The organism is Pseudomonas sp. 9.2(2024), from assembly GCF_039695385.1.
Lineage (GTDB): Bacteria > Pseudomonadota > Gammaproteobacteria > Pseudomonadales > Pseudomonadaceae > Aquipseudomonas > Aquipseudomonas paraglycinae.
Genome location: NZ_CP155585.1, coordinates 1,133,831 through 1,146,488, shown reverse-complemented (window position 1 = coordinate 1,146,488; position 12,658 = coordinate 1,133,831). Strand labels below are relative to the sequence as shown.

The 12,658-nt window shown below is 59.0% G+C and carries 12 protein-coding genes; 4 read left to right on the top strand and 8 right to left on the bottom strand.

Annotated features, from left to right (window positions below; genetic code table 11):
* Positions 1 to 8: 8 nt before the first annotated feature.
* The 3 genes from dnaJ to grpE form a co-directional block, all read right to left on the bottom strand.
* Positions 9 to 1,133: a molecular chaperone DnaJ gene (gene dnaJ / locus ABFB52_RS05015; RefSeq protein ID WP_007953765.1), complete on the bottom strand. Its 1,125-nt coding sequence runs from the start codon at positions 1,131 to 1,133 to the stop codon at positions 9 to 11.
* 297 nt (positions 1,134 to 1,430) lie between these two features.
* Entirely contained in the window at positions 1,431 to 3,347 is a 1,917-nt protein-coding gene (dnaK, locus tag ABFB52_RS05010) for a molecular chaperone DnaK (protein WP_129972373.1), read from the bottom strand.
* 102 nt (positions 3,348 to 3,449) lie between these two features.
* The gene (gene grpE / locus ABFB52_RS05005; RefSeq protein ID WP_085746879.1) at positions 3,450 to 4,019 is read right to left on the bottom strand and encodes a nucleotide exchange factor GrpE; all 570 of its coding nucleotides are present in this window, start codon (positions 4,017 to 4,019) and stop codon (positions 3,450 to 3,452) included.
* A gap of 239 nt (positions 4,020 to 4,258) precedes the next feature.
* On the opposite strand from grpE, the gene recN reads away from it, so the two are divergent.
* A complete protein-coding gene (gene recN, locus ABFB52_RS05000; RefSeq protein WP_085608031.1) occupies positions 4,259 to 5,932 on the top strand; it encodes a DNA repair protein RecN in 1,674 nt (557 codons plus the stop codon).
* 75 nt (positions 5,933 to 6,007) lie between these two features.
* Here the strand turns inward: recN and fur are convergent, their stop codons facing one another.
* Positions 6,008 to 6,412: a ferric iron uptake transcriptional regulator gene (fur, locus tag ABFB52_RS04995; RefSeq protein WP_039769149.1), complete on the bottom strand. Its 405-nt coding sequence runs from the start codon at positions 6,410 to 6,412 to the stop codon at positions 6,008 to 6,010.
* Positions 6,413 to 6,509: 97 nt separating this feature from the next.
* Here fur and ABFB52_RS04990 point away from each other — a divergent pair, with 97 nt between their 5' ends.
* On the top strand, positions 6,510 to 7,037 hold the full coding sequence (locus ABFB52_RS04990) for an outer membrane protein assembly factor BamE (RefSeq protein WP_085746878.1): 528 nt from the start codon (positions 6,510 to 6,512) through the stop codon (positions 7,035 to 7,037).
* Positions 7,038 to 7,098: 61 nt separating this feature from the next.
* Here ABFB52_RS04990 and ABFB52_RS04985 read toward each other — a convergent pair whose 3' ends face one another.
* Genes ABFB52_RS04985 through ABFB52_RS04975 form a run of 3 tightly spaced genes read right to left on the bottom strand, consistent with a single transcriptional unit; the run spans position 7,099 to position 9,251 of the window.
* On the bottom strand, positions 7,099 to 7,413 hold the full coding sequence (locus ABFB52_RS04985) for an RnfH family protein (RefSeq protein WP_129972374.1): 315 nt from the start codon (positions 7,411 to 7,413) through the stop codon (positions 7,099 to 7,101).
* Positions 7,406 to 7,840 (bottom strand): type II toxin-antitoxin system RatA family toxin, encoded by a 435-nt coding sequence (locus ABFB52_RS04980; protein ID WP_129972375.1) that lies wholly within the window; start codon positions 7,838 to 7,840, stop codon positions 7,406 to 7,408. The genes ABFB52_RS04985 and ABFB52_RS04980 overlap by 8 nt, the downstream gene beginning before the upstream one ends.
* 7 nt (positions 7,841 to 7,847) lie before the next feature.
* Complete coding sequence (locus ABFB52_RS04975) at positions 7,848 to 9,251, bottom strand: sodium-dependent transporter (protein ID WP_085746876.1); 1,404 nt, start codon at positions 9,249 to 9,251, stop codon at positions 7,848 to 7,850.
* A gap of 119 nt (positions 9,252 to 9,370) precedes the next feature.
* On the opposite strand from ABFB52_RS04975, the gene smpB reads away from it, so the two are divergent.
* A complete protein-coding gene (gene smpB, locus ABFB52_RS04970; protein WP_007953781.1) occupies positions 9,371 to 9,853 on the top strand; it encodes an SsrA-binding protein SmpB in 483 nt (160 codons plus the stop codon).
* A 50-nt stretch (positions 9,854 to 9,903) separates the two neighbouring features.
* On the opposite strand, the gene ABFB52_RS04965 is transcribed toward smpB, so the two are convergent.
* A complete protein-coding gene (locus tag ABFB52_RS04965) occupies positions 9,904 to 10,671 on the bottom strand; it encodes an FCD domain-containing protein (protein WP_039769141.1) in 768 nt (255 codons plus the stop codon).
* Between the two features lie 262 nt (positions 10,672 to 10,933).
* Here ABFB52_RS04965 and ABFB52_RS04960 point away from each other — a divergent pair, with 262 nt between their 5' ends.
* Entirely contained in the window at positions 10,934 to 12,628 is a 1,695-nt protein-coding gene (locus tag ABFB52_RS04960) for a lactate permease LctP family transporter (protein WP_085746875.1), read from the top strand.
* Positions 12,629 to 12,658 lie beyond the last annotated feature (30 nt).

Genomic DNA, 12,658 nt, shown 5'->3' with positions numbered 1-12,658 from the left:
CCGACTCCTTACAGATCGCCGAAGAAGCGCTTCACACCGTCGAACCAACCGGTGGTTTTCGGGGAATGGCTGTTGTCGTCCGCCAGGGAGCTGCGGAACTCTTCCAGCAGCTCACGCTGACGACGGTTCAGATTGACCGGGGTCTCAACGGCCACACGACACATCAGGTCGCCTGCACCACCACCACGCACCGGCGCAACGCCCTTGCCGCGTACGCGGAACTGCTTGCCGGTCTGCGTCCCTTCCGGAATCTTCAGTTTTACGCGACCGTCGAGGGTCGGAATTTCCAGCTCGCCGCCCAGGGCTGCGTCGACGAAGCTGATCGGCACTTCGCAGAACAGGTGCTTGCCGTCGCGCTGGAAGATGTCGTGTTCGCGGACGTTGATCACCACGTACAGGTCGCCGGTCGGCCCACCCTGAGTGCCCGCCTCGCCTTCGCCGGACAGACGAATGCGGTCGCCAGTGTCGACACCGGCCGGCACTTTGACGGAGAGGGTTTTGTACTCTTCAACGCGACCGTCACCGTGGCAGGAGTCGCATGGATCGGAAATGATCTTGCCCTGGCCATGGCAGCGCGGGCAGGTCTGCTGCACCGAGAAGAAGCCTTGCTGCATGCGCACCTGACCGATGCCGCCGCAAGTCGGGCAAGTCGAAGGCGACGAGCCTTTCTTCGCGCCCGAACCATCGCAAGGCTTGCAGTTGACCAGTGTCGGAACGCGGATATTCACGGTGGTACCGCGCACCGCCTCTTCCAGGTTCAGCTCCAGGGTGTAGCGCAAATCGCTGCCACGCTGGGCGCCGCCACGGGAACCGCCGCGACCGCCACCGAAGAAGTCACTAAAGACATCACCGAAGATGTCGGAGAAGTTCTGACCGCCGAAGCCTGCACCGCCGCCACCCATGCTCGGGTCGACGCCGGCATGACCGTACTGGTCGTACGCTGCACGCTTGCTGGAATCGGACAGCACTTCGTAGGCTTCGTTGGCCTCTTTGAACAGTTCTTCCGACGCTTTGTCATCGGGATTACGGTCCGGGTGATGCTTCATCGCCAGACGGCGATAGGCCTTTTTCAGGTCTGCTTCGCTTGAGCCGCGCTCAACACCCAACACTTCGTAATAGTCACGCTTAGCCATAAGTTCTTCATACTCTTGAGGACGTTCGGCAAACCCCTCCTGAGCTTCGCCAAACTCGTTGAGCCCCAATACAGGCCCGGACCCAACTCACGTCAATTCAACGATCCTGGTCTTTGGTTCATGCGGTATTTGCGGCGCGAAAAGCAGGAGCATTCCCGGCCATACCGCCAGCACCCGAACCTTGTCGCATGCTGTAAAAATTCGCGTATTCCAGATACGCCAACGCGGGAGCAAGCTCCCGCGCGGCGACATCCTACCAGTCACCGCCGCAAGGCAGTCAACCGGGCGACCAACAACTTACTTGTGGTCTTTGACTTCTTCGAACTCGGCATCGACAACATCGTCCGCCTTTTCAGCTTTCTCGTCGTGCGGTGCCGCGCCTTCAGCAGGCTGAGCCTGTTCGGCGTACATCTTCTGGGCAACCGGCGCAGAGACTTTCGACAACTCTTCAACTTTGGCGTCGATGGCAGCCTTGTCGTCGCCTTTGACGGCGGCTTCCAGGGCAACCACGGCCGCTTCGATTGCAGTCTTCTCTTCTGCGGTCACTTTGTCGCCAGCGTCAGCGATCATCTTGCGAGTCGAGTGAACCAGTGCATCACCCTGGTTACGGGCAGCGGCCAGCTCTTCGAACTTGCGGTCTTCCTCGGCGTTCAGCTCGGCGTCGCGCACCATCTTCTGGATTTCTTCATCCGACAGACCAGAGTTGGCCTTGATGGTGATCTTCTGCTCTTTGCCAGTCGCCTTGTCCTTCGCACCTACGTGCAGGATGCCGTTGGCGTCGATGTCGAAGGTCACTTCGATCTGCGGCACACCACGTGGAGCAGGTGGAATGTCGGCCAGGTCGAACTTGCCCAGGGACTTGTTCTGTGCGGCTTGCTTGCGCTCGCCTTGCAGGACGTGAATGGTCACGGCGCCCTGGTTGTCGTCGGCCGTCGAGAACACTTGCGATTTCTTGGTAGGAATCGTGGTGTTTTTCTCGATCAGCGCGGTCATCACGCCACCCATGGTTTCGATACCCAGGGTCAGCGGGCTGACGTCGAGCAGCAGAACGTCTTTCACGTCACCGGCCAGAACGGCGCCCTGGATCGCAGCACCCATGGCAACGGCTTCGTCCGGGTTCACGTCTTTACGTGCTTCTTTACCGAAGAAATCGGTAACTGCCTTCTGCACCAGTGGCATACGAGTCTGACCACCAACCAGAATCACGTCGTCAATTTTGCTGGCGTCGATACCGGCGTCTTTCAGAGCAATACGGCACGGCTCGATGGTACGGTTCACCAGGTCTTCGACCAGCGACTCGAGCTTGGCACGAGAGATCTTCACGTTCAGGTGCTTAGGACCAGTCGCATCTGCTGTGATGTACGGCAGGTTGACGTCGGTCGACTGCGAAGAAGACAGCTCGATCTTGGCTTTCTCAGCGGCTTCTTTCAGACGCTGCAGGGCCAGAGGATCGTTCTTCAGGTCCATGCCGGACTCTTTCTTGAACTCGTCGACGAGGTAGTCGATCAGGCGCATGTCAAAGTCTTCGCCGCCCAGGAAGGTGTCACCGTTGGTGGCCAATACTTCAAACTGGTGCTCGCCGTCAACTTCAGCGATTTCGATCACGGAAACGTCGAAGGTACCACCACCCAGGTCGTAAACGATCACGGTGTGATCGCCCTTGGCCTTGTCCATGCCGTAAGCCAGAGCAGCTGCGGTCGGTTCGTTGATGATACGTTTTACGTCCAGGCCGGCGATGCGACCAGCATCTTTAGTCGCCTGACGCTGACTGTCGTTGAAGTACGCCGGAACGGTGATCACCGCTTCGGTCACAGCCTCACCGAGATAGTCTTCGGCGGTCTTCTTCATCTTTTTCAGGACTTCGGCGCTGATTTGCGGCGGAGCCATCTGCTTGCCGGAAGCCTCGACCCAGGCGTCACCATTGTTAGCCTTGACGATCTTGTAAGGCACCAGCTTGATGTCTTTCTGTACAACTTCTTCTTCGAAGCGGCGACCGATCAGACGCTTCACCGCAAACAGTGTGTTGTGCGGGTTGGTCACAGCCTGACGCTTGGCCGACTGACCCACCAGAATTTCACCATCATTGGCGTAAGCAATGATCGACGGCGTGGTACGCGCGCCTTCGGCGTTCTCGATAACTTTGGCTACGCCGTTTTCCAGCACGGAGACGCAGGAGTTGGTAGTCCCCAGGTCGATACCGATAATTTTGCCCATGTTCACTCTCCCGAAACTTTGGATTTTTTTGCCGCAGCAGTGGTGGCTGACTGCGGTAATACTTAAACGCTTGACTTGTAAATGGGGGCCTTGCGGCTAATTTCAAGCCTTCTCGTCAATCGAAGGCGAAACTGGCGCCGGCGCCTTGCTGACCACGACCATCGCCGGACGCAGCAGGCGACCGTTGAGCTGGTAGCCCTTCTGGAACACCTTCAGAATGCTGTTCGGCTCCAGATCAGCACTTTCCTGCATGGCCATCGCCTGATGCTCCACGGCATTGAACGGTTCGCCTTCCTGCGGGCTTACAGCGACAAGCTGATAGCGCGTGAGGGTGTCGTGAAACATTTTCAGGGTCAGCTCGATGCCTTCGCGCATCGGACGGATGCTTTCGTCATCAGGGCTAGACAGCTCGAGACCACGCTCCAGGCTGTCGACGATCGGCAGCAGATCGCCGGCGAATTTTTCCAGCGCAAACTTGTGCGCCTTTTCGACATCCTGCTCGGCACGGCGGCGGACGTTCTGCAGATCGGCAGCTACGCGCAGCGATTGATCCTGCGCGGCGGCCAATTGCTCTTCGAGCACTTGTACACGGGTCGCCAGGTCATCACCCGAAGTCTCGGGCGCCTGATTGGCTTCTGGGTTTTGCGTATCTACTGTCTGTTCGTCAGCCATAGAATTCTCCTTTCAATATCGTCCGCGAGTTCGATTCGCGCTTCTGCCCAGGTATATGGGGCCGCAAAATCAGGCTTCAAGGGCTGACAACGATTAACCCTACAAAAAAGTGCTGCATTGCCATTTCCTGCGCGATAGGCATTTGATCGGATCATCCCCATCGACCTGAGCGAGGGCATTGTCAGCTCGAAACAAAACACTGTATAAATAACCAGACCTGAAGCCTGGGAGCGGCCTTTATGCTGGTGCACCTGTCCGTACACAACTACGCCATCGTTGAACATCTCGATCTCGAACTCGATCGCGGCATGAGCGTGATTACCGGGGAAACCGGCGCCGGCAAGTCGATCATGCTCGACGCCCTGGGCCTGACGCTCGGTGATCGCGCCGACAGCGGCGTGGTTCGACCGGGCGCCGACAAGGCCGATATCCTGGCGACCTTCGATCTGGCCGACATTCCCGAGGCCAGCGCCTGGCTCGCGGAACGCGACCTGGAAATCGACGGCCCGTGCATCCTGCGCCGGGTCATCACGTCCGAAGGTCGCTCACGCGGCTATATAAATGGCACGCCCTGCCCGCTCGGCGACCTTAAGGCTCTCGGTGAGCTGCTGATCGATATCCACAGCCAGCACGAACACCAATCCCTGCTCAAGACCGACACCCACCGGCGCCTGCTCGACGAATACGCCGGGGCCACCGATCTGGCGCGCCAGGTTCACCTGGCCGCCCAGCGCTGGCGCCAGACCCGTCAGGAGCTGGAGCGCCTTTCCAATTCCGGCGACGAACAGCGCGCGCGCCATCAGCTGCTCAGCTACCAGCTCGAAGAACTGGAAAACCTCGGCCTAGGCGAAAACGAGCTGGAAGAACTGGAGCAGGAACACAAGAACCTGACCAATGCCGAAACCCTGCTCGGCATCTGCCGACAAGTGGTCGAGCAATGCAGCGAAAGCGATTCCGGCAACGTGCTGAATGCCCTGACGGCCAGCCTCAATCGCCTGTCGAGCGTGAACAACTCGGTCGGCGCGCTGGGTGAGGCGAGCAGCCTGCTGACCAGTGCGCAGATCCAGGTCGAAGAAGCCGTCGGCGAACTCAATCGTTTTCTCGACAACTTCGATGCCGATCCAGCGCGCCTGCAATATCTGGAGGAACGTCTGGACTCCATTTACACGCTGGCACGCAAACACCGTATTCAGCCGACGGAGGTGGCAGAGATGCAGCAGAAGCTGCTCGATGAAATCGAAGCCCTCGACGCCAACGATGAATCCATCGAACGCCTTGCCGAGGAACTCGCATCCTATGCCCGCCACTATCAGGAAAAGGCCCGGGAACTGAGCGAGCTGCGTCATCAGGCGGCCGGCAGCCTGGCCAGCGCGGTGGAGCAGGAGATACAGCGCCTGGGCATGCCCGGCGGTCGCTTCACCATCGAATTGCGCGCCAACAACAGCAGCGAACTGCAACCCAATGGTCTGGAGCAAGTCGAGTTGCTGGTCAGCGCCAACCCTGGCCAACCCCTGAAGGCCCTGGCCAAAGTGGCCTCCGGCGGTGAGCTGTCACGGATCAGCCTGGCCATCCAGGTGATTACCGCCCAGACCTCTCGTGTTCCGACGCTGGTGTTCGACGAAGTGGACGTGGGCATTGGCGGTCCGACGGCCGAAATCGTCGGCCAGTTGCTGCGCCGCCTCGGGGATCGCGGACAGGTACTGACGGTCACACACTTACCGCAAGTCGCGGCCCAGGGACATCAGCACCTGTTCGTGCATAAAGTGCGCGGCGAGCAGGCGACTCACACAGCCGTTTCGAAGCTGAGCAAGAATGACCGTATAGAAGAAGTCGCGCGGATGCTTGGCGGCATCGATCTGACCAAAGAGTCTTTGGCGCACGCGAAAAAGATGGTCGTTACCGCAAAGGTTTAAGCACGCCAGAAAGCACGAAGGCGACCCTTGGGTCGCCTTCGCTCGTTTCGCGAACCTGAAATTCGCGCGACATGCTTACTTTTTGTTGCGTACGTACAGTACGAGATTGTGATCAACCATCTCGTAACCGTGCTTCTCGACGATCGCCTTCTGAAGTTTTTCGATTTCTTCGTCGAAGAATTCGATGACTTCGCCCGACTCCACGTTAACCATATGGTCGTGGTGGCCACCGTCGGCCAATTCGAATACCGCGTGGCCGCCGTCGAAGTTGTGACGGACCACGAGGCCAGCCGCTTCGAACTGGGTCAGAACACGGTAAACCGTGGCCAGACCGACATCCTCGCCAGCTTCCATCAACGCCTTGTAGACGTCCTCGGCACTCATGTGACGCTGCTCTGTAGAGTCGAGCATTTGCAGGATCTTGACCCGTGGCAGGGTCACTTTGAGGCCGGCTTTGCGTAGTTCGCTATTTTCAACCATGGTCAGCTTTCTCGCGATGCTGCTTCGCAGCTTCTCTTAATGCGGGTATGATCGGCGTTTACGTTGTCCCAGCCAAGATAGTGGAAGTCGCCCACCGATGCAAAACACCAAGCTCTTGCTAACCAGTTTCACCTTTGTGGGACTGCTCGCACTCGCCGGTTGTTCATTCCCCGGGGTTTACAAAATCGACATCCAGCAGGGCAATGTCGTCACGCAGGACATGATAGACCAGTTACGCCCGGGAATGACCCGGCCGCAAGTACGGTTTATCATGGGTAACCCTCTGCTTGCCGACACGTTCCATGCCAACCGCTGGGATTACCTGTACAGCCTGCAACCTGGTGGCGGTGAACGTCAGCAGGAACGCATGAGTGTCATTTTCGACTCGAATGACCGTCTTGTCAGCCTGTCCGGTGACTTCATGCCGGGCGTCAGCCGTGATGAAGCCATTCTCGGCAAGGACAGTGGCACCAGCGTGACCACTCCTGCTGAAAACGCCGAACAGCCGAAACCGGAAAAACCGGCCAAGCCAGGCTCCTTGCTGGATCAGATCCAGAAGGACGTCGATGGTGTGGAAACCGTTCCGGTTCCAACGCCAGAACCGCTGGACACCTCGCCGCAATAATTTGCGACGCAATAAAAAACCCGGAAGTTCCGGGTTTTTTATTGCCTGCCGTTTGGCCAACCTACTGATTTTTCGCCTTGGCCTCGGCAGCCTTGGCGGCGCGCAGACGGCGCACCTCTTTCGGATCAGCCAACAGTGGCCGATAGATCTCGATGCGATCACCTTCCTGAACCTGTCGGGTATCCGGATCAGCGATCACTTTGCCGAAAATCCCCAAGGGACAACTGCTCAGATCCAACTCCGGAAATTCACCATCAATCCCGGACGCCATCAGCGCCGCACGCACCGTCGTACCCTCAGCAACACTGATTACACGCAACACCTGCCGATCAACCGCCGCATACACCACTTCGATTTCGATCACCGGCTCAACCATGCATCTGCTTGGCGCGCTGGCAGAACGCATCCACCAGCGTATTGGCCGCCTGATTGAACAAAGGCCCGAGCGTCGCGCGGACCAGCGGCCCGGCGTAGTCGAAGGACAGATCCAGACTGATCTTGCAGGCCTTCTCGTTCAGCGCCTTGAACACCCAGACGCCGTGCAGCTGATTGAACGGCCCTTCCTCCAGGTTCATCTCGATCGACTGCCCCGGCACCAGCGTATTGCGCGTCACGAAATGCTGACTGAGGCCGCCCTTGGCCACGCCGACACTGGCGCGCATGTGCTCAGGCGAGCTTTCCAGGACTTCAGCAGACGCGCACCACGGCAAAAACTCGGGGTAACGCGCCACGTCATTGACCAGGTCGTAGAGAAATTGCGCCGGGTAAGGCAGCAGCGCCGATCGTTGAATATGTGTCGTCATGTAAGCGTCACTTCCAGAGCTGGGCGGCAAACACTACAAGAATGCCGATGGGCGCCACATAGCGCATCAAGAACAAAGACAGGGCGAACAGCGCCGGGCTGCGAATCGACAATTCATCACGCACCGCCTCACGCCCCATCACCCAACCGGCAAACAGCACGAAGCACAGCCCGCCGAGCGGCAACATGATCCGCGAGGTGAAGAAGTCGATCACCCCAAAGAAGTCCAGGCCACCGGCCGCACCCCATTGGTAGAGATGGAACACCCCGCCATCGTTCACGAAAAATTTGGCTTCCTTCCAGATATTGAAGGAAAACACCGTGCCCAATCCGACGAACCAGCAGGTGAACGCCAACCAAAATGTCACCCAGGCACGACTGATTTTAGTCCGCTCGACCAGATAGGCGACCATCGGCTCCAGCAGGGAGATCGCCGAGCTCCAGGCGGCAATGGCCACCAGAACGAAGAACACCACGCCCATCAACTGGCCGAACAGCACGTTACCGAAAGCAAATGGCAGGCTGACAAACATCAGCCCCGGGCCTTCGCTCGGGTTCAAACCACCGGCGAACACAATCGGAAACAAGGCCAGACCGGCCACCAGCGAAACAAAGGTATCGAGCAGCGCCACACCGACGACCGTGCCGGACAGCGAGGCTTCCTTGGTCATGTAGGCGCCGTAGATCATGATCGAGCCCACGCCCACGCTCAGGGAGAAGAACGCGTGGCCCATGGCCGGCAGCAAGCCGTCGAGGACTTTTTCCGGGTGGAAGTCGAACATGAAATGCACGCCTTCCATGAAATGCCCGGTGGTCATGCTGTAACCCAGCAGCACCAGCACCATCACGAACAGCAGCGGCATCATGATCCGCAGGCTGCGTTCGAGCCCGGCGACCACGCCCTTGGCGATCACTACCGCAGACAACAGCATGAAAACCGTGTGCCAAAGTGTCAGGCGCCACGGATCGGAGATGACATTACCGAAATACGCCCCGACCTGATCGGCCGTCGCGCCCTGGAAGTCTCCGCGCCCCATATCAATGATGTAATCCAGCGACCAGCCGCCGACCACACTGTAAAAAGACAGGATCAGCAACGCCGTGATCATCCCGGCGAACGCGCCCCACGACCACTTGCCCGAGTGCCCCGCTTCCAGCGCCAGCACCTTCAGGGCATTCGCCGGACTCTGGCGGGCACGGCGGCCGATCAGGGTTTCGGCGAGCATTACCGGGATGCCGATCAGCGCGATACACGCCAGAAACATCAGCACGAAGGCGCCGCCACCGTAGACCCCGACCATGTAGGGGAATTTCCAGATGCTGCCCAATCCCACGGCCGAACCGGTCGCGGCGAATATGAAAACCCAGCGGCTAGCCCAACTGCCGTGGACAGAAACCTTGTCTGTCGACATCGTTTATCACGCCCAAGCGTTAGAAAAAGAGGCCGCATTGTCCGGGATTCACTCAACCTGCTCAAGCACGCAGCATCACCGTAGCCGACAGCCGTTTATCTCCATATAATGCCGCCCCTATGGCTAAACAGAAGAAACACCCAACAGGGACCATCGCGCAAAACAAAAAGGCGCGACACGATTACTTCATCGAGCACAAGTTCGAGGCTGGTCTGGTCCTGGCCGGCTGGGAAGTAAAAAGTCTGCGGGCAAGCAAACTGCAACTGGTCGACAGTTACGTGTTGCTCAAGGATGGCGAAGCCTGGTTGCTCGGCAGCCACATCACGCCTCTGATGACCGCCAGCACCCACGTCATTGCCGACCCGGTGCGTACCCGCAAGCTGCTGCTCAACCGCCGCGAGCTGGACAAGCTCGCCGCCGCCGTGCAGCAAAAGGGTTACGCCTGCGTGTGCCTGTCCTGGTACTGGAGCAAGCACATGGTCAAGTGCGAGATCGCTCTCGGCAAGGGCAAGAAGGAATACGACAAGCGCGATACCGAACGCGAACGCGACGCCGGTCGCGAGTTGCAGCGTGCGGTGCGCAACAAGGGCAAGGAAGACTGATTCTTCTGCCTGAATGACCGTTCCCGCGCCTCGCACGGGAGCGGTCTTTTTTACATCCCTTTACGTCGCTCGGCGCGAGCCATGCGCTGCACTTCCTGACGCACCTCTTCCAGCACTTCTTGCACATACAGAATGTGTCGGCTGGACACCTCACGCGCCTGTTCCGCGCGCCCCTCGATAATCGCCAGATACAACTCCCGATGCTGGGTGATCAGCATGTCGCGGGTTTCCGTGCGCTGCTTGTACATGCCACCGATGTTGGTCACGACGTTGCGCTTGAGCAGATCGAACAGCCCGCGAATGGTGTGCAGCAACACCGCGTTATGACTGGCTTCGGCAATCGCCAGGTGGAATTTCGCATCCGCCGCGCCCTCTTCCGCCCGGCTCACTTCGTCATGACGCGAATAGCAGTCCTGTAACTCTTCAAACGCAGCCGTCAGCCGTTCACGATCCACATCCGTGGCGCGCAATGCTGCGTAATAGGCACACGATGCCTCCAGCGTGTGGCGAAACTCCAGCAAATCGCGCTGCGCCTCGGGATTGCTTTCCAGCAATTGCAGCAGCGGATCGCTGAACGTCGAGCCGAGACTTTCCACAACATAGTTGCCGCCGCCCTGCTTACTGACCAGCAAACCCTTTGCCGCCAGTTTCTGAATCGCCTCGCGCAACGAGGGCCGGGAAACGCCGAACTGTTCCGCCAGAGTCCGCTCGGCCGGCAGACGCTCGCCAGACTTCAACGTGCCCTCGAGAATCATCCCTTCCAGTCGCTCGACAATGTCGTCAGACAAACGGCGCTGACGTATCTGATCAAACCCCATCACTCAACTCTCCACCATCCCGACCGCTCGCCGGGCTCTCTATTCTGGCCTATCGACGCTGCGCCGACACCTGCCAGATGACGCCAATACAACCGGTGCAATCCGACTCGCCGTACGGTTGTTCGACAAAAGTTTTAGGGCGGCAAATTGACACACCGACATCAAGGCTTTTACCCTAGCCAACAGCGATTGTAAATTGGTATTACCAATTAACCAAGAACGCTGACAGTGCCTGACCAACAACAATTAGGGGCCACCCCATATGCAAACCTGGCAACAGCTCTACAGCCCGCTCGGCAGTCTCGGCGTGTCCGCACTCGCGGCCGTCATCCCCATCGTGTTCTTCTTCCTCGCTCTGGCGGTGTTCCGCCTCAAAGGTCATGTAGCCGGCAGCATCACGCTCGCCCTGGCGATCCTTGTGGCGATCTTCGCGTTCCAGATGCCGGTCGACATGGCGTTCGCCGCTGCCGGATATGGCTTCGCCTATGGTCTGTGGCCGATTGCCTGGATCATTGTGGCGGCTGTGTTCCTGTACAAACTGACGGTCAAGAGCGGTCAGTTCGAGGTCATCCGCAGCTCGGTGCTGTCGATCACTGACGACCAACGCCTGCAGGTGCTGCTGATCGGTTTCTGCTTCGGCGCCTTCCTCGAAGGTGCCGCCGGTTTCGGTGCGCCAGTGGCGATTACCGCTGCGCTGCTCGTAGGCCTGGGCTTCAACCCGCTGTACGCCGCCGGCCTGTGCCTGATTGCCAACACCGCGCCGGTCGCGTTCGGCGCGCTGGGGATTCCGATCATCGTGGCCGGGCAAGTCACCGGCATCGACGCGTTCAAGATCGGCGCCATGACCGGCCGCCAGCTGCCGCTACTGTCGCTGTTCGTGCCGTTCTGGCTTGTGTTCATGATGGATGGCCTGCGCGGCGTGCGTGAAACCTGGCCGGCAGCACTGGTCGCAGGCTTGAGCTTCGCCGTCACCCAGTACTTCACTTCGAATTTCATCGGCCCGGAACTGCCGGACATCACGTCGGCCCTGGCCAGTCTGATTTCGCTGACCCTGTTCCTGAAGGTCTGGCAACCGAAACGTGCCGCCGGCCAGCACATCGTCGGCGCCGTATCCGCTTCGGTGGTCTCCGCCAGCGTCGGCGGTTTCGGCCAGAAGCGCACCACCGTCGCTTCGCCCTACAGCCTCGGGGAAATCTTCAAGGCGTGGTCGCCGTTCCTGATCCTCACCGTACTGGTGACCATCTGGACCCTCAAGCCTTTCAAAGCCATGTTCGCTGCCGGCGGTTCGATGTACGCCTGGGTGTTCAACTTCGCGATTCCGCACCTGGATCAACTGGTGATCAAAACTGCACCGATCGTTGCCGCCCCGACCGCGATTCCGGCCGTGTTCAAACTCGACCCGATTTCCGCGACCGGCACGGCGATTTTCTTCTCCGCACTGATCTCGATGCTGGTGCTGAAGATCAATTTCAAAACTGGTCTGACCACTTTGAAAGAAACCTTCTACGAACTGCGCTGGCCGATCCTGTCGATCGGCATGGTGCTGGCGTTTGCCTTCGTCACCAACTATTCCGGCATGTCCTCGACCATGGCTCTGGTGCTTGCCGGAACTGGCGCAGCGTTCCCGTTTTTCTCGCCATTCCTCGGCTGGCTCGGCGTGTTCCTGACCGGTTCCGATACTTCGTCCAACGCGCTGTTCAGCTCGCTGCAAGCGACCACCGCACACCAGATCGGGGTCAACGACACCCTGCTGGTGGCGGCCAATACCAGCGGCGGCGTGACCGGCAAAATGATTTCGCCACAATCGATCGCCGTGGCCTGCGCCGCGACCGGTCTGGTGGGCAAGGAATCCGATCTGTTCCGCTTCACCCTCAAGCACAGCCTATTCTTTGCCACGATCGTCGGCCTGATCACGTTGGCTCAGGCCTACTGGTTCACCGGCATGCTGGTGCATTAAGACTACAAGCGACATGGAAATAACCGACGC